17 protein-coding genes are annotated in these 16,914 nt (G+C 47.5%); 12 read left to right on the forward strand and 5 right to left on the reverse strand.

Going from position 1 to position 16,914, the window contains the following annotated elements:
* Window positions 1–282 precede the first annotated feature (282 nt).
* Both PPHA_RS03760 and sugE read left to right on the forward strand, forming a co-directional pair.
* Complete coding sequence (locus PPHA_RS03760) at window positions 283–1,419, forward strand: Gfo/Idh/MocA family protein (protein WP_012507549.1); 1,137 nt, start codon at window positions 283–285, stop codon at window positions 1,417–1,419.
* A gap of 5 nt (window positions 1,420–1,424) precedes the next feature.
* On the forward strand, window positions 1,425–1,757 hold the full coding sequence (sugE, locus tag PPHA_RS03765) for a quaternary ammonium compound efflux SMR transporter SugE (protein ID WP_012507550.1): 333 nt from the start codon (window positions 1,425–1,427) through the stop codon (window positions 1,755–1,757).
* Window positions 1,758–1,764: 7 nt separating this feature from the next.
* Here sugE and PPHA_RS03770 read toward each other — a convergent pair whose 3' ends face one another.
* Window positions 1,765–3,723 carry an ABC-F family ATP-binding cassette domain-containing protein gene (locus PPHA_RS03770; protein WP_012507551.1) on the reverse strand — a complete coding sequence of 653 codons (1,959 nt, stop codon included), beginning with the start codon at window positions 3,721–3,723 and terminating at the stop codon, window positions 1,765–1,767.
* A gap of 605 nt (window positions 3,724–4,328) precedes the next feature.
* On the opposite strand from PPHA_RS03770, the gene PPHA_RS03775 reads away from it, so the two are divergent.
* The 5 genes from PPHA_RS03775 to PPHA_RS03790 all read left to right on the forward strand — a co-directional run bounded on the left by PPHA_RS03775 (window position 4,329) and on the right by PPHA_RS03790 (window position 9,710).
* Window positions 4,329–5,039: a YXWGXW repeat-containing protein gene (locus PPHA_RS03775; protein ID WP_190274023.1), complete on the forward strand. Its 711-nt coding sequence runs from the start codon at window positions 4,329–4,331 to the stop codon at window positions 5,037–5,039.
* Window positions 5,040–5,110: 71 nt separating this feature from the next.
* Window positions 5,111–5,278 (forward strand): hypothetical protein, encoded by a 168-nt coding sequence (locus tag PPHA_RS15865; protein ID WP_012507554.1) that lies wholly within the window; start codon window positions 5,111–5,113, stop codon window positions 5,276–5,278.
* Window positions 5,279–5,510: 232 nt separating this feature from the next.
* A complete protein-coding gene (locus PPHA_RS03780; protein ID WP_012507555.1) occupies window positions 5,511–6,782 on the forward strand; it encodes a TolC family protein in 1,272 nt (423 codons plus the stop codon).
* Window positions 6,775–7,743: an efflux RND transporter periplasmic adaptor subunit gene (locus PPHA_RS03785; RefSeq protein ID WP_012507556.1), complete on the forward strand. Its 969-nt coding sequence runs from the start codon at window positions 6,775–6,777 to the stop codon at window positions 7,741–7,743. The genes PPHA_RS03780 and PPHA_RS03785 overlap by 8 nt, the downstream gene beginning before the upstream one ends.
* On the forward strand, window positions 7,740–9,710 hold the full coding sequence (locus tag PPHA_RS03790) for a MacB family efflux pump subunit (RefSeq protein WP_012507557.1): 1,971 nt from the start codon (window positions 7,740–7,742) through the stop codon (window positions 9,708–9,710). Before PPHA_RS03785 ends, PPHA_RS03790 begins: the two co-directional genes overlap by 4 nt.
* A 134-nt stretch (window positions 9,711–9,844) precedes the next feature.
* Here the strand turns inward: PPHA_RS03790 and PPHA_RS15870 are convergent, their stop codons facing one another.
* Entirely contained in the window at window positions 9,845–10,006 is a 162-nt protein-coding gene (locus PPHA_RS15870; RefSeq protein ID WP_190274024.1) for a hypothetical protein, read from the reverse strand.
* A gap of 54 nt (window positions 10,007–10,060) precedes the next feature.
* Between PPHA_RS15870 and PPHA_RS03800 the strand changes: the two genes are divergently transcribed.
* Together PPHA_RS03800 and PPHA_RS03805 are read left to right on the forward strand one after the other, a co-directional pair.
* Window positions 10,061–10,540 (forward strand): Lcl C-terminal domain-containing protein, encoded by a 480-nt coding sequence (locus PPHA_RS03800; RefSeq protein ID WP_012507558.1) that lies wholly within the window; start codon window positions 10,061–10,063, stop codon window positions 10,538–10,540.
* A gap of 157 nt (window positions 10,541–10,697) precedes the next feature.
* Window positions 10,698–11,630: a class I SAM-dependent methyltransferase gene (locus PPHA_RS03805; RefSeq protein WP_012507559.1), complete on the forward strand. Its 933-nt coding sequence runs from the start codon at window positions 10,698–10,700 to the stop codon at window positions 11,628–11,630.
* On the opposite strand, the gene PPHA_RS03810 is transcribed toward PPHA_RS03805, so the two are convergent.
* Window positions 11,625–13,049, reverse strand: a complete 1,425-nt coding sequence (locus PPHA_RS03810; RefSeq protein WP_012507560.1) for an amidohydrolase family protein — start codon at window positions 13,047–13,049, stop codon at window positions 11,625–11,627. The genes PPHA_RS03805 and PPHA_RS03810 overlap by 6 nt on opposite strands.
* Before the next feature lie 292 nt (window positions 13,050–13,341).
* On the opposite strand from PPHA_RS03810, the gene PPHA_RS03815 reads away from it, so the two are divergent.
* Window positions 13,342–13,761, forward strand: coding sequence for an Hsp20/alpha crystallin family protein (locus PPHA_RS03815; protein ID WP_012507561.1), 420 nt, complete (start codon window positions 13,342–13,344; stop codon window positions 13,759–13,761).
* A gap of 30 nt (window positions 13,762–13,791) precedes the next feature.
* The gene (locus tag PPHA_RS03820) at window positions 13,792–13,992 is read left to right on the forward strand and encodes a DUF2934 domain-containing protein (protein ID WP_012507562.1); all 201 of its coding nucleotides are present in this window, start codon (window positions 13,792–13,794) and stop codon (window positions 13,990–13,992) included.
* Window positions 13,993–14,091: 99 nt separating this feature from the next.
* On the opposite strand, the gene sucC is transcribed toward PPHA_RS03820, so the two are convergent.
* Window positions 14,092–15,270 carry an ADP-forming succinate--CoA ligase subunit beta gene (gene sucC / locus PPHA_RS03825; protein WP_012507563.1) on the reverse strand — a complete coding sequence of 393 codons (1,179 nt, stop codon included), beginning with the start codon at window positions 15,268–15,270 and terminating at the stop codon, window positions 14,092–14,094.
* A 142-nt stretch (window positions 15,271–15,412) separates the two neighbouring features.
* Here sucC and PPHA_RS03830 point away from each other — a divergent pair, with 142 nt between their 5' ends.
* Window positions 15,413–15,880 carry a nucleoside deaminase gene (locus PPHA_RS03830; RefSeq protein WP_012507564.1) on the forward strand — a complete coding sequence of 156 codons (468 nt, stop codon included), beginning with the start codon at window positions 15,413–15,415 and terminating at the stop codon, window positions 15,878–15,880.
* Between the two features lie 32 nt (window positions 15,881–15,912).
* Here PPHA_RS03830 and PPHA_RS03835 read toward each other — a convergent pair whose 3' ends face one another.
* Window positions 15,913–16,914, reverse strand: a complete 1,002-nt coding sequence (locus PPHA_RS03835; protein ID WP_012507565.1) for a hypothetical protein — start codon at window positions 16,912–16,914, stop codon at window positions 15,913–15,915.

Raw genomic sequence — 16,914 nt, forward strand, 5'->3', positions numbered from 1 at the left:
TGCAGCTTTCTCCGGTATAAGTTGAATCAACCGTCAATATGCAGAAGGGCATTTTTTAAGAGGAGATAAAATATTCGCCTTATACCAGAGAAGTGCAATACTTTCCTTACCTTAATTTTTAAGAGCGGCTCCGGAGCGGGCAAGCTGCGTCGATGTTGGTAGTGTTCGAAAGTCTCGCTTCTGTCACGGGTGGAATTTTTTTTGATTCGTGAAGTGATTTTTTTTTACTCAAAGCCCTTTTTTTTATAAAAGCTTATAATGATATAAAGAGAGTCGGATGTAATGGCGCAAGATATTATAAAAATAGGTTTTATTGGAAGTGGTTGGGCTCGGGTAGCGCAAGCTCCTGCGTTTTCACTGATGGAGAATGTGGAACTCTCGGCTGTGGCAAGTCCGACTGCAGAGCATCGCCAGAAGTTCATGAAGATGTTCGATATCAGTAAGGGTTTCGCCGATTGGCAGGAGATGTTGCACTGCAATCTTGATCTGGTCTGCGTTACGACGCCGACTTATCTGCACAGGGAGATGGTGACCGGAGTACTCCAGAGTGGCAAAAGTGTGCTCTGTGAAAAACCCTTTGCGCTCAATTTTGCTGATGCTGCCGATATGGTGGATGTTGCCTCCAAAGCTCCCGGTTTTGCGCTCATTGATCATCAGCTCCGCTTTCATCCTGCAGTTCGCTGCATGAAACAGATGATTGATGGTGGCGAAATTGGCAAAGTGTACGAGGTGCGTGCGGTCGTGAATCTTGCTTCCCGTAATCGGCCTGATATGCCCTGGTCTTGGTGGTGTGATGCTGAAAAGGGCGGGGGAGCCCTTGGCGCTATCGGCTCTCATCTCATTGACATGAACCGATTCCTCATTGGCGAAATTTCGAAGGTTTCGTGCACTCTTGCAACGAGTATTCCTTTTCGGCCCGACAAGGCGGGGAAGCCATGTGCGGTCACATCGGATGACCATTTTGCCATGATGATGAAGTTTGGACCCTCATCGGTTGCCCTCGGAAGCTCCTCTTTGATGCACGTTACCACTGTAGGAGCTTATACCTGGTTTTCGTTTGAAGTGGTCGGTAGTCTTAAAACGATCAGACTTGATGGAGCTGGACGGTTGTGGGAAGTTGCCAATGATGAAGCAAAAGTGGGGCGCAGCCTTATTGATGCTCCCCGATGGAAGCTGATTGAACCGATGTTGTCGTGGGATGAGCTTGTTTTGCAGGAAAAAATCCGGCAATCATCACTCGCTGTTCATGGTATTTTCGCTGTTGGTTTTGCCTTTCTTGCCCACCGGATAGTCAAGGCGCTTAAAAACAAGGAGAAGGGGCCGCATGATGCTGCGGGTTTTCCTGATGGCCTTATGATTCAGAAAGTGCTGCAGGCAGCCAGGAAATCCGATAAGCTTCAACGCTGGATTAAAATTTAACTCCGATGTCGATCTCCTGGATATTCCTGATTATTGCCGGTTGTCTTGAGTGCGGCTGGGCTGTGGGTATAAAATATACCGAAGGTTTTTCCCGCCCTATACCCTCACTTCTGACGGCTTCGGCCATGATAGCAAGTTTCTGGTTGCTCTCTCTTGCCATGAAAACGATTCCGGTCGGTACGGCCTATGCTGTCTGGACCGGAATTGGCGCCACCGGAGTTGCAATTGTTGGTATGCTTTTTCTTGACGAACCCCGGGATATCGCCCGCATTCTCTGTCTGCTGCTGATTCTCAGCGGTGTTATAGGGCTGAAGATATTTTCCGGTGGCATGAAGTGAATGCTTCTTACGACCCGGCCTCCCATTCGGCAAAAAGGGTGTTCAGCTCTTTGCAGAGTGCATGGTAGCCTTCAAGAGTTTTGTTGGTCTCTTCCTGACTTTTTTTATAGAAGTCTTCGTTTGCCATGAGGGTTTCAATCGACTCTTTCTTTTGCTCCAGACGATTGATTTTCTGTTCGACCTCGTCCATTCTTTTTTTGTCTTTTTTGGCGGCTGCGCTCTTTTTCGCCTGCTCGTTCTCCTTTTCGGTTGCTTTTGCTGGCGCGGCCTGGCTTTTTTGCTTCTGTGCGGCCTCCTGTTTGCGCTCGGCTTCGATCACTTTTTCAGCGGTTTCAAGGTATTCGGCATAGGTGCCGAGGTGGAGCTGCAGCGAACCGTTTTTTATTTCAACGACCTTGTTGACCAAGCTGTCGAGGAAGTAGCGGTCGTGGCTGACAATGAGGAGGGTGCCATCATAGTATTCAAGCGAGTCGATCAGCATCTCTTTTGATCGCATGTCGAGATGGTTGGTTGGTTCATCCATGATCAGCAGGTTGGAGGCCTGAAGCAGGATTTTTGCCAGAGCCACCCTCGATTTTTCTCCTCCCGAGAGTACCCGGATTTTTTTATTGACCGCGTCTCCGCTGAAAAGAAAACAGCCGAGAATGTCGCGCACTCTTTTCTGTGCTTCGGATGAGGGGGCGGAGTCCATCATCTCCATATAGACGCTTTTATCCTGCGAGAGGTTTTCGGTCTGGTGCTGGGCAAAGTAGTTGAGGGTAACGTTGTGCCCCATGGTCAGTTTGCCTTCGAAGTCGATCTCTCCCGCAAGGATTTTGCAGAAGGTGGTTTTTCCTGCTCCGTTTGAGCCGACAATGGCAATCCGGTCGCCGCGCATCACTTCCAGATCGATGCTGTTGAGTACCTGTTTTTTTGTGCCATCAGGCAGCAGGTATGCTTTTTTGACTCCCTGGAGCCGCATGACTTCGCGTCCTGAAGGGTTGGCTTTCGGAAATCGGAAGGAGATGCGTGCGTTATCCTCTTCAGGGGTGAACATGTTTTTCTCCATCTTCTCCATCTGCTTGAGGCGGCTCTGTGCCTGGCGTGCTTTTGTGGCCTTGTAGCGGAAGCGGTCAACAAAGGCCTTCAGCTCCGCCATTTTTTTCAGGTCATTGGTGTATTGGCCCATCATCAGCTCATAGCGCTCAGCCTTCTCCTTTTCGTAGTAGGAATAGTTTCCCTTGTATTCGTTGATGCGCTCAAAGGCGATTTCAAGGGTTTTGGTGGTCAGTTTGTCGAGGAAGAAACGGTCGTGCGAGACGATGATATAACTGTGCTCGTAGTTGAGGAGATAATTTTCAAGCCATCGGAGTGAGTCGATGTCGAGGTGGTTGGTCGGCTCATCAAGCAGCAGCAGGGTCGGGTTCTGCAGCAGCAGTTTGGTGAGGTGCAGGCGCATCTGCCATCCGCCGGAAAAAGCCTTTACTTTTTTGTGAAAATCTATTTCGCTGAATCCGAGACCGGCGAGCACCTTTTCGGCATTGGACTGCATGGTGTAGCCGCCGAGATGGTCAAATTCGTGCATGGCATCGGAAAAGCGCTCGATAAGCTGGTGGTATGACTCGCTTTCGTAATCCTGTTCGGGCAGGGCAAGCTCGTGCTCCATGCGGGTTATTTTATTGGCCAGTTCAGCGAGCCTTGCGTTGGCCTGAAGGGCATATTGCAGTGCGGTTTTTTCCAGATCGGCATCGAAGGAGATCTCCTGTGGAAGATAACCGATGGTGGTATCAGCCGATTTCATGAAATGGCCGGTGGTGATGAGGGCTGAATCGATTGATGGTCCGCTGATAAGGCGCAAAAGGGTGGTTTTTCCTGTTCCGTTAAGACCGACAAGACTGACATGGTCTTTGTCGCCAATGCGGAATGACGTATCGGTCAGGAGCTCTTTGGTTCCGACGCTGAGAGAGAGGTTACGGGCTTCAAGCATGATAAAAAGGCCTTGATATAAGTAATCGACATCATTGAAATAATTCTGTAGCACGGTGGAAAAGATACAATTTTTATCGGGATACTCTGCTTCCCGTATGCAAAAAGCTAATTGTTTTAATTATTGATAGTTAAAGATATATTTCTCTTCGCTTTTACACTGAAACAGATTGAAACGACTGCATATGCCGAGCTGTGCAACGCATTGGCGATATAAAAAATCACGGCTCGTTTCTGAAGGAGGAATCAGCTCTTTATGGGCTTTGAAACGATTCATGTACCGGGTATTCTTTATCCGGATCTTGCACAGAGAGTATTCTTCTCTATTTCATACTGAACTTTTTGATTGGGTACTTTGTTTTTTAGAGTACTTGCATGGGTAAAGGGGAGAAGGTGAACTGCAGCAGTGGTGTCCGGTTTCGTAAAAAAGGGAGCGGCGGTATGTTTGAGGTCATTGCAATGCTGTTCGGCGGAACTCTGGGTTACAGGGGCTTGTGAGTCACTTGGTAAAATCCGGAAACAACAGGGTGAGATCGGAATTATTCCAGAATGCAGCGGCGTGATGCTCTGGTCATCACCAAACAACATGTTAACAGGAAAAAGATAATGAAAAAACAAATCTGGTTGGCTGCGGGCATCGCAGGCATGCTTCTTGGAACTCCTGCTGCCGATGCCAAGGCGGCGCTGAGTGTTCAGATTAGTACGGGGATCCATCCCTCATTTGTGATTAATTCTGCGCCGAATTTTATCTATCTGCGATCACAGGGGTTTTCGGTTTCTATAGGCAACCCTTATGATATCGTCTATTACGGGAGCTTTTACTACATCTATAGCAACAACCGCTGGTATCGTGCTACGAATTATCGTGGGCCATGGGTGCTCATTCTGAACAACAGGCTTCCATATCAAATCAGAAGGCACCGTTGGGAGGATATCAGACGGTACCGCGATATCGAGTATCGCAGATCCGACCATAACAGTAACCGGTATCAGCGCATTGACGACAACAAGAGGAGAATACTCAATCAGCGTAATGAGTCGAGCAACCGGCGTATCCAGGAGCAGAAGAACAGGGCTCAGGAGAATCGCAGAATCGAGGAGCAGCACAACAGGGCTCAGGAGAATCGCCGGGTTCAGGAACAGCACAATGGGGTTCAGGAGCATCGCCGAATCCAGAAACAGCCGAAGCGGGCTCCCGAGAATCATCGGGTTCAGGAACAGCACAAAATGGGTGATGAAAACAAGCGAACTCAGGAGGGGCATGGCAAGGATGGCAGGAACAGTGAGAGAGAGGATAATGGTGGAAAGAGACATTGAGTGATTTTCTGCCCGTGACAAGGCATGAAGGTGAGTAAATAATTTTTTCAATAACAAAAGGGGAGTCTATTATGAAAATCTATGCATTGGTAATTATGGCCATGGTGGCTATGGCAGGTTGTTCTACATCGTACAAAGGCAGTATACAGGGAAGCAACAGTCCGGATGCGTCAAAAAACAGCAGCTATGTCGTGAGTCAGGCAGGAACGAGCCAGTCTGGTGTCGAGGCAGGCAAATAGTCAACTTATTGCATTTTGTGAAGCTCCGTGCGGTTTGTCGGGGCTTCTTTGCTTTTCATTTTAGAGAAGAGGCATTTTGCTGTTTTTGCATGGGCAACAACCAGGAGGTTCTCAATTTTAGTAATATTATTGTCAAATCAAACACAAGATTTCAGCGCAAAGATCGTCAAAGGGGAGGTAGGTGTTGTTCAGGGCGATTGATTATCAAAAGTATAGACAGTTTATTTGAACCATGAGATTAAAAATATATCGGGTTCTGCTTCTGCTGTTTTTTCTTCCCTTTTTGGCTTTGCCGTTGCAGGGGGAGGAGGTGCTGACCTGGCAGCAATGTGTCAGCGAAGCGCGGGATGCACATCCTGATCTCTATTCAGCTTTGGCGATTCTGCAGCAGGCTGAAGCAGATAAGCAAATTGCGGGGGGTTCACTTCTCCCACAGGTCGCTTTTGGTGTGAGCTCACAGGGGAGTGGCACGACGGCAAAGGGGGGAAGTTTCTCTTCATCATACTCTTATTTCTTGTCGGCGCAGCAGCTTCTTTATGACGGGCATAAAAGCTCAAACCAGGTTTCCCAGACCAAAGAGGTGATCAAAGGCGCCCAATACAACTATCGTGTGGTCTCCGCCGATCTTCGTTTTGCCCTCCGTTCAGCCTTTACGCAGTTACTGAAAGCCCAGGAACTTGTCGGCCTTGCCGGTGAAATCGCCGCGAGGCGTCAGAACAATGTCCGTCTGATCAATCTTCGCTATCAGGGTGGTCGTGAGCACATCGGTTCACTTCGCCAGGCTGAAGCCGATCTTGCCCAGGCGCAATTCGAAGTCTCCCAAGCCAGACGGGGATTGGTGTTTGCACAGACAACCCTGGCTTCAGCGCTTGGTCGTGACAACCATCAACCGCTCAAGGTTCATGGCGCATTCCAGGCAACTGATTTTTCAGCCGCCAAACCTGATCTTGCCCTTCTTGCCAAAAATAACCCCTTCTTCCAGCAGCTCGATACCAAAAGCAAAGCAGCTCGATATGATCTTGCTGTCGCAAAAAGTGCTTTTTTGCCGCAACTTTACCTGACTTCATCGATAGGAAGTGGTTCCGTTGACCGATTGCCTTTTGATGCCGTGGACTGGAATGCAGGAGTGACGGTTTCCGTGCCTATCTATGAGGGCGGTAGTGGACAGGCTAAGGTAGCAAAAGCCATGGCGGTGGTGAGCCAACACAACGCCGAAGAAAAAAGTGGCTATCTGCAACTCTATGACTACCTTGAACAGAGCTGGAAAAGTTTTCTTGATGCACGCCAGATGGTTGTGGTGAAGAAAAAGTTTCTTGATGCCGCCATGGAACGCTCAACCATTGCCAACGCACAATATTCGAATGGCCTTCTGATGTTTAACGAGTGGGTGATTATTGAAAACAACCTGGTGAATGCAAAAAAAGAGTTTCTTAACGCCGGAGCAGATCTGCTGATCGCCGAGGCTCAATGGATTCAGGCAAAAGGAGAAGGACTGGATGGTTAGCCGCAACAAACTGGTATGGGGCATTGTGGTTGCCCTCATGATGCTCGGAGCCACCGGGTTCTGGTATTTCACAAGCAACAGGAGTGAGAAAAAAAACTTCGAAGAAGTTCGTCCTTCACGAGGAGCCATCAGTTCATCAGTATCAACAACCGGTGCCGTTGAGCCACAAACCCGAGTTAAAATCCAGTCCTCAGTTGGCGGGAGAATCGAAGCAATACTTGTAGAAGAGGGGCAGCTCGTAAAGAAGGGAGAGGTACTTGCCATGCTCAGTTCAACCGAGCGGGCTGCGCTGCTTGATGCTGCCAAATTGCAGGGAAAAAGTGAGCAGAGCTACTGGCAGAAAGTCTATAAAGAGACTGCGGTGATTGCGCCGATGACAGGGCAGGTGATTGTGCGCAGCGTTGACCCCGGCCAGACGGTTACAACCAATGATTCGCTTTTCGTTCTTTCAGATCGGCTTCTTGTCAAGGCTTACGTTGATGAGACCGATATTGGACGGGTAAAAGTTGGGCAACGGGCGGTCATCGGGCTTGATGCCTATCCTGAAATCCGGGTAAATGGGGTTGTTCATCATATCTATTACGAGTCGCATCTGCAGAATAATGTGAATATCTATAATGTCGACGTTGTTCCTGACCGGATTCCTGATGTGTTTCGTTCCGGAATGAGTGCCAATGTCAGGATTATTGTGCAGGAAAAAAGCAATGCATTGCTCCTTCCGCTCGGAGCTGTACAGAGCAGGAATGGTAAAACGGTTGTGCTGCAGCGGAGCCGTCGAAAGGAAGGTGAGGTGCGCTACAAAGCTGTTCAGACAGGGATGCAGGATGAGAGCAAGATTGAGATTCTGGATGGTCTCTCCGACGGTTCTGTTGTGCTGCTGCCCGATACATCCTTTGTGCTTCCCGGAAAAAAAGGAGGCTCAAATCCTTTTATGCCTCAGCGCACCAGGATGGGAAGATGAAACCAATGCTTGAACTTGTTGATGTTTACCGCACCTACCAGATCGGCGAAAGTACCGTTCAGGCGTTACGTGGTGTTTCAGTAACTATTGAAAGGGGTGAGTTTGTTGCCATTATGGGCGCTTCGGGATCAGGCAAATCATCGCTTCTTCAAATTCTCGGACTCCTCGATAACCCCGACAAGGGGGATTCTCTGATTTTCGGAAAAAATGTCAACACGCTCTCTGAAGATGATCAGGCTGGTGTGCGCAATAATGTTGCCGGGTTTGTCTTTCAGCAGTTTCACCTGCTTAAGCGGATGAGCATTCTGGAGAATGTACGTCTACCCCACATTTACAGCGGACTTAAAGGAGATTTTCATCAGGAAGCGATAGAGAGGCTCAGGCAGGTTGGACTTGAAGAGAGAGTTGATCATACGCCGAACCAGCTTTCAGGCGGAGAGCAGCAGCGCGTTGCGATAGCCAGGGCGCTGATTCGCGATCCGCTGATCATTTTTGCTGACGAGCCTACCGGAAACCTTGATTCAAAAAACTCTGCCGAAATCATGAAGATTTTTAAAGCTCTTCATGAACAGGGTAAAACCGTCATCATGGTTACGCATGAAAATGATATTGCGGCCTATGCAGGTCGAGTTATTACCATGAAGGATGGGCTCATTATCAGCGATGAACGTAAGGCAGGATTTAAGCCATCAGAAGCATCTTCCGGAGAGGCCGGGTTTGAGCTGCATGACTCCAAGGTTTCCCTATGGCAGGATGGCCGGTTCAGCGGGTTTATGGCGCAGGCATTTCAGTCCATTCTTGCCAATAAGATGCGCTCTTTTCTCTCCGTGCTCGGTATTCTGGTTGGGGTTGCCTCGGTGATCGCTATGATGGCGCTCGGTGAAGGCGCAAAAGCTGCCATGCAGGAGCAGTTGAAATCCATGGGTTCGAACATGCTTTCGATCAGAGGAGGATCGGCCAAGATCCGTGGTGCTGCACAGGGGGCTGGTGCCGTTGCGCGGTTTACCGCTGTCGATGTAACTGACATCTCTTCACTCCACACACTGGTTAAAAATGCTGCAGGAGTTGTCAATGGCAGCGCCCGGATAGTTTACGGCAACAAAAACTGGAGTTCAACCCTTACCGGGGTTGGCTTCGATTATGGTACCATGCGTGCCGCGATACCTGTTCTCGGCAGGTGGTTTACTCCTGAAGAGATGCAAAAACGTGAAAAATCTGCTATTATTGGCGTGACGGTGGTAAAGGAGCTTTTTGGTAACAGTAATCCGTTGGGCAAAACGATCAAGATCAACCGTATTAATTTCAAGGTTATCGGTATTGCTCCGCCAAAAGGGTTTTCAGGACCACAGGATGAAGATGATGTGGTGATCATACCGGTAACAACTGCCATGTATCGTGTGCTTGGAAAGGATTATTTCAGCGGCATCTTTGTTGAGGTTGCTTCACCCACCCTGATTGAACAGGCCAAAACGGCTGTCAGTCAGCAGATTCGAAAAAGGCATCGGCTGAAAGCGGACGATGATTCATTCAATATCAGGGATATGACAGAAATACAGAAGATGCTTACCAGCACAACGCAGACCATGAGTCTCCTGCTCGGTTCTATTGCGGCGATTTCGCTTCTTGTGGGAGGTATCGGGATTATGAATATTATGCTTGTTTCCGTAACCGAACGAACCAGAGAGATTGGTCTGCGTAAAGCTATTGGGGCGAGAAAAAAAGATATCATGATGCAGTTTCTGGTCGAATCGGTTGGTTTGACCATCAGCGGAGGCTTTATAGGGGTTCTTGCCGGTGTTGGTATATCACTTCTTCTCTCCCTCTTTGCTGGCTGGGCGGTAAAAACATCCCTGATATCGGTGCTGCTTGCAACGACTTTTTCTGCAGTTATCGGTATGTTTTTTGGTCTTTGGCCTGCCAGAAAAGCTGCAGAACTTAAACCGCTTGAAGCTCTTCGCTATGAATAGTGTGTTGCATAAAAAAAAAGATTTTTTTTGTGCAAGGTTTTACCGGAAAGCTCGTCGAAGCTAATGGACGACAACTGGCTGAGTCTTTCGTGTGTGATGCGTGATGATTGATAGGTTAAGGCTGGGCTGGTTGTTTACTTTGGACAGCGAAGGGATGCCACTCCATCTTCGCTGTCCTTTTTTTTGATGAATTTTGCCTGATCTCCCCAAGGTTTTCTGATTGGTTGAGCCTCTGGATAGTTGCTATTGCCATAAAACAGCACTATCTTTTCCTGCTGCTGCGTTTTATTTCCCATCAGCCATTTTCTTTTTCTGAAAAAGTTCTTCATCAGTGATTTAATAAAACCATCATGATTCGTATTGCAAAAAACAGCCTGATCTATCCATGGATGATGTTCCTGCTTGTCAGCTTCAGTCTGGTTACCCTTACGGCGGTAGCTTCTTCGGCCACTCTGAAGATTGGTGACAGTTACGGTGGTGGAGTTGTTCTTTATATCGACGCTACCGGTCAGCATGGTCTTATTGCGGCAAAATCAGATGTTACGTCACAATCTTCCGGTAAGGAGGCAGGTTTTTTTTCCTGGTATGACGCAAAAATTGCAGCCAATGCTTTTGTGGATGGTTATTGTGACTGGTTTTTACCGAACAAGGAGCAGTTGAACCAGCTTTATCTCAATAGAACGGTTGTTGGTGGTACTGCAGGTACCTATTACTGGAGTTCCTCTGAAAGCGATGCCAATAGCGGATGGGGTCAGGACTTTACCAATGGGGAGCAGCTTGTTGGCCGGAAGACGAACGGCAGTCATGTTCGTGCCGTGCGCGCTTTCTGACAGGTGACGCCATTGTCTGCTGCAGGTTTATGGACGGAGGTTATTACAGGAAAGATATCTGCTAAAAAAAGGAGAGTGAACTGAAGGTTGATTGATAAATAAGGTAACTTGATCACTCCTTCTTCTCTGGTGATAATCTGTTTTTGGTGATATCGCGATGCTTCAATTGAAAAAAGCCGGCCTGAAAGCTCTTGACAACCTGCGTTCTGCGGGTCTTTTTCCCTCCTCCTGGCAGAGTATGGAAGAACTTGAGGCTAAAACCGATTATTTTTTATCGCTGTTTCTTGATGAACGATTCCGGGTATCGAGGGAGCTAAGTGGAGTTTCTTTTCTGACGGAACTGCTCGACAGGGTTATGCGTACCTCTGAGAGTGAACACATGGATGACAGAAAGCTCTCCGAGAGAGAAAAGCTGGAGCTTGTGCGGGCACTTGACCGTCAGAACCAGATGTTGCGTCTCTATCCCAGATACGTCGAGATGCTTCTTTCGATTATTGAAGAAACGGATCAAGGAAAACAACAGGAGATCAGGATTCTTGAACTGGCAAGCGGATCGGGTGGGCTGTCGTTGGCATTGGCTGAGGAGGCTCGGCGAAAAAATCTGCCACTCTCAATTGTCGCTTCTGATATTGTGCCAATATTTATTGAGGAGGGCAACCGTCAGGCTGAAGAAAAAAAGCTACCCGTCACGTTTCGGCTTATCAATGCATTTGAGATGCCGGAGTTCTCTTCTGGCTCATTTGATCTTATGGTGCTCTCACAGAGCATTCATCATTTTACTCCCGGCCAACTTGCCATCATGATAGCACAGTCGGCAAAACAGACGAAAACAGCTTTTGTTGGCATTGACGGGTATCGCAGTATGTTGCTTGCAGGTGGTGTTCCCCTGATGGCCACCATGCAGGGGATTGCTTCGTTCACCCTTGACGGGTTTATTTCAGCGCGAAAATTTTACAGCGAACTGGAACTTGATATCATTGCTGAAATCGCAACCGGCAAAAGAAACCACGCCATTACCTCTCCATGGCCCTTGAGCATTCTTACGGTACGCTTCGATGGCATTAAACCAGATGTATGCCAGCCTTCATGAAGCGTTCTGCATAAGGAATTTCATCGCATTGTCTGCATGTATGGCAGACCCCATCCCGGCACAGTTCCTGAAATAGTTTTCAAGGCCACCCATACTGGCCTCCTTCATGACCATGACGAAGTCAGTGCCAAACATCAGTCGCGTTTTGAGAATCGGATGGTGCTCTATAAGGATATTGATGTTTTCAATGGTTTGTTTTTCGGGGCAGTAAGAAAAATCAGCATAGACGTTCTCGAATTCTATCATCAGTTGAATGATCTGATAACTCCAGTTGGCAGAAATCAAAGCACTCTTTTTTCCTTTTATCAGAAAATTCGCATACTTCTGTATAGCCTCGGAGCCGCCGAAATGGGCAAAATTGAGCCTTAGGTTGCTGTATTTTTTATTCTCCAATATGGCACGCCAGTTATTCGGCGTAGCAAAGAGCTCTACGGGGTTATCAGCAGAAGTTGTTATGATATCAATCGTTCCATCTTGTTTTCTGCTTTTGGTTTGGAGTTGTTTGCACATATTTTTCATACCGCCAGGTGAGGTATGGGTTGTAACGGGTATATCGTTTTCAATACAGAGTTGGTATATCGGGTAAAGATCCGGGTGTGTCGGCAGGTAGCCCAAAGGGGGATATAATTTGATCCCTTTAAAAATTCCGGGGAGTATCAGCTCCTTGACCAACTTTTCAATTCCGGTCCGACGGGGATCAACAGCAAGGAATGGCAGCACCGTCTTATGATTTTTGTTTTTCAGCTCCTGAAGCTCCAGCAGATGTTTTCGGAACCCGCGAGTCATCTGTACTCCGCCCTCTATTGTGCGGCAAACATCCTGTTTTTCTTCCATTTCCGGGTGTTGAAACTCACTGATCACGTCGTCCAGCTCTTTCCACACAAGATCGAGACGCTCTCTTTTTGGGGCGCCGGTGAGGCCCCTCTGTATCCGTTCTTTTTCAAATGTTTGTATAACATCAGCCTTTAATTTCATAGCTAACCTGGTAAAGGAATCCAGACTCTCCTGTGGAATGAGTGTTGTTCCAAAAACTCTTTTCTCTTCATCTTCGGGCAATCCGGCAGGCAACGTCCTGTTCTTCAATGAAGAACCGTCATCAAGCATAAAAAATATATCCATCATGAGCGGAACGGTAATCAATGGAGCTGAATAATTCCACAGCCCTTTTTTATAGCATTTCTGTTCCAGTTTATAATTATCCTCAGCGCTTTGGAGGGCTGTTGCCAATAACCTTGCAACGTATTTCAGCAAAGAGTCAAGATCCGGTTCTGATACACTTCTCTCCCTTGATAAGGGCATGTCATCCCTTTGGTAAGGGTAGTTCCCTTTTGCTTGGCGCCAGCCAATTTCAAGAAGCTCTCTGAATGCAAACTTGACATTGAAAAAGTGACAATGAACATCAATGGGATTAATAATCATGATGAAACTCCCTTTTTTTCTCCGGAAATGATCGTGAGAGGATCATCCGGATGATTTGAGTTAGAGGCGAGTGCTTTATCACGCAAGATACATCATTACGTAACAAATACATAGGCCTCTTGTTTTTTTCAGTTGTGCTTTAATCCTTGAGAGGAGAGGTGTTGAGGCATCGACGGGATTATTCGAATCTCCTCGGTATCGGGAATTTTTTTTTTGAGAACATTGTTCAGTATGCGTCAGCTCTTATTCATGTATTTGATTTGTAATAATTCAAACAACAGGAGAAGAAACCATGTCACTGTCGCTTTACAAAAGGGATCCCCTGAAAATGTTCGAGGATGTTTTCAATGATAAGGTGTCGCCTTTTTTCTCTTCAATGGTAGCGCCAGCCTTCAAGGTTGATGTCAGTGAGGACGATGATGCGATATTTATTGAGGCTGATATTCCCGGTGTTAAAAAAGAGGATATCAAGGTTTCGATGGAAGATAATGTACTCTCTATCTCTGTGGAGAGAACCCAGAGTGAGGAGGAGAAGAAAAAGGGGTATCACCGCGTTGAGCGGTCGTGGGGGAGCCTCAGCCGCAGTTTTACGGTTGGCGAGAACATCGATGCCGCAAAGATTGAGGCAAAATATGATAATGGAGTGCTCAGGATTGTTGTTCCCAAAGTGGAGCCTACTCCAAAAACAGGGAAGGAGATTCCTGTCAGCTAACAATGATAGAAAACGAAAAGTAAAACGCTCATGTCAAAAAAATCACAGAAAAAGGTAGAACCTGTGGCTCTTGACGGGGTTCTTTCAGCTGAGGAGCGCGAAGAGTCAATCAGGCTGACGGCTTATTATCGGTGGAAAAAGAAGGGTGAGAGATATGGAGAAGATCAGGATGATTGGTTTGAAGCGGAAGAGGCTTACAATGATTCTTTTCCCGATGCTGGTGGCGATTGAGTTTAGCTTCTGATTTTAGAAAAGTTGGGACTACTCAAAAGAACACCCCGTCAGAGAAGATCTGCGGGGTGTTTTTTTGTTCTGTGTTCGTGTCTCTCTTCAGGAGGCTGCCAGTGCTTCCTGTACTTTTTGGGCCGCATCACGGAGTCCTTTTGCCGCAATAAGGTTCAAGCCTGAATCATCAAGCATTTTCTGTGCTATTGGCGCATTGGTTCCTTCAAGGCGGACAATGACTGGCAGGTGCAGGTCTATTTTTTTTGCGGCTTCGATAATGCCACCTGCTACGCGGTCACAGCGAACAATACCACCGAAAATATTGACAAGGATTGCTTTGACGTTTTTGTCACTCAAAATGATCTTGAATCCCTCTTCAACAGTTTGCGGGCTTGCTGAACCACCAACATCAAGGAAATTCGCCGGTTTCCCGCCAGCAAGCTGGATCATGTCCATGGTGCCCATAGCCAGTCCTGCGCCGTTGACCATGCAACCGACATTACCGTCAAGGCGGACGTAGTTGAGATTGGATTTTGAGGCTTCGACTTCAAATGGATCCTCTTCGTTGGTATCGCGTAGTTCGTGGAACTCTTTGTGGCGGAAAAGAGCGTTGTCGTCAAAGTTAATTTTTGCGTCGAGTGCAAGCACTTTTCCCTCTTTGGTGACAACCAGCGGATTGATTTCGGCCAGTGCGGCGTCAATAGAGATATAAGCGTTGTAAAGCGCAGTGATGAAGTTTACGGCGTTGCGGAACTGTTCACCCTTGAGCCCGAGAAAGAAGGCGGCTTCGCGTGCCTGGAATCCCTGCATGCCAAAGAGAGGGTCAATCTGGATTTTCAGGAGCCTTTCCGGAGTCTCTTCAGCAACTTTCTCAATTTCCATGCCGCCTTCGGTCGAAACCATCAGAACATTCTTCGAGGTTGAGCGGTCAAGGGTAATACCGACATAAAACTCCTTTTCGATATTCATACCCTCTTCGACAAGAACTCTTCTGACCTCTTTGCCTTCCGGGCCGGTTTGATGGGTAATGAGCGTCATGCCAATCAGTTGGTGGGCAATATCAAGGCTCTCTTCAGGTGATTTGGCGAGTTTTACTCCACCAGCCTTTCCTCTGCCTCCGGCATGAATCTGTGCTTTTATAACAACAACCGGACAACCGAGCTCATCAAAAAGCTGCTCAGCCGCCTGTTTTGCTTCTTCAGGTGAATAGGCTACAATTCCTCTTGGCACGGCAACCCCGAATTTTCTCAGGATATCCTTGCCTTGATATTCATGAATGTTCATATTATTAGGTATTGGGTTACTGACGATAGTTTGCACACCGGATGCAGGAAAACGCTTGATTGCGCAAAGAGCATAGTATAATGAAAATTACGATTACGGTAAAACCTCTTATTGCTGACTCAACACTATTTATATAAAAAGTATGATGGATTTTGCGTATTGCATGGAACTGGCTTTTCGTGAGGCAATCAAGGCGTTTGAACGCAAGGAGGTTCCTGTGGGTGCGGTTGTTCTCGACAGTAATGGTCATGTCATTGGGAGGGGGTATAATCAGGTTGAAGCGCTTTGTGATTCCACTGCACATGCTGAAATGATTGCATTGACTTCAGCCATGGCAACACTCGGCAGCAAATATCTCAATGATTGTACCCTTGCCGTGACGTTGGAACCCTGCCCGATGTGTGCCGGGGCTATCGTTAATGCCAAGGTCGGAAGGGTTATTTTTGGAGCCTATGATCCGAAAATGGGAGCTGCGGGTACGGTTATGAATGTGACGGGATCCCGACAGCTCAATCATCAGCCGGAGGTCTTTGGCGGGATCATGGAAAACAAGTGCCGGAATTTACTGCAGGATTTTTTCAGGGAACTTCGGAAGGGGAGTGATCAGTAGTCAGTAATCAGTAATCAGTAGATGGCTGATTACTATCCATTGTCTTTAAGCATGTTTTTCAGCGAACTTGCAAGGTGGGAGACGATGTCCTGGGCCATACCGCTTCCTGTCGAAGGGGGGTGGATCGTATCAAGACTTTCGATACCTGCTTTTTTTACGGCTTGGCTGATGGTGACTGAGAGAATCGGGTTGCACTCCCTGACAATCTCTTTCAGCATGAATGATGCTTCAAACATGCTTTGCTGGATAATCTCTTTTTTGTCTTCTTCCGTCATGATCTGGCAGTGGCGTGTTGCGATAATACCCGCTAGACAGGTGAGATAGGTGTTTGTCGATCCGGCTATGAAGAGGTTGAGAAAAAACGGGCTCAGCAGGTTTCCTGCTGGCAAGAGTGTTGAAAGGGTATTGCTGAACGAAGACTGTATGATTGGCCTGATGTGGGCAGGGATATCCTCCTTCTTGAAATCGGAAAGTGGGAGGCAACCGTATACGGAGCGAATGAGTGAGATAAACTCCCTGAGCTGTTGCTCGCGGGTGTGCATAACGTAGATTTTCCAGACCACCTTAAGGATGTTCATAAGGGAGGTGGTTGTTCCGTAGGAGGTATTCTGGGCAAACGCACCTACAAAAAAGTTTTTTGTGGCGATCTGTTTTATGGTGTTGTTTGCGTCCACTTCAATAAATCTGAGGTTGGTACGTACCCACTTTTGATCTTTTTTCTTTGTTAACGGCTCCTGATGCATGGGATGAACCGGTAAGCGGGAGAGCAGAAATTCTGTGTAAGCTATCATCTTTTTCGAGTTTCCGTTTTTCGGCAGTACGGCCTTTTTCGGGGCAGCAAAAAGCTTGAAGCCGCTGTAGAGTGCAAAAAGTATGCAGGCCGCGCTGAAGAGCAGAAAAAGGGTTCCGGCAAAAGGATGCAGCAAGCTGAGGAGGGAGGCTGCCGCACTCAACTGGTTTACGGTAAAAACAACCAGAATGAGAATGAATGTTACAAGTGCGGCATAGAGGAAAAGGATTGTTTTATGTCTCAT

The organism is Pelodictyon phaeoclathratiforme BU-1, from assembly GCF_000020645.1.
Taxonomy (GTDB): domain Bacteria; phylum Bacteroidota; class Chlorobiia; order Chlorobiales; family Chlorobiaceae; genus Chlorobium; species Chlorobium phaeoclathratiforme.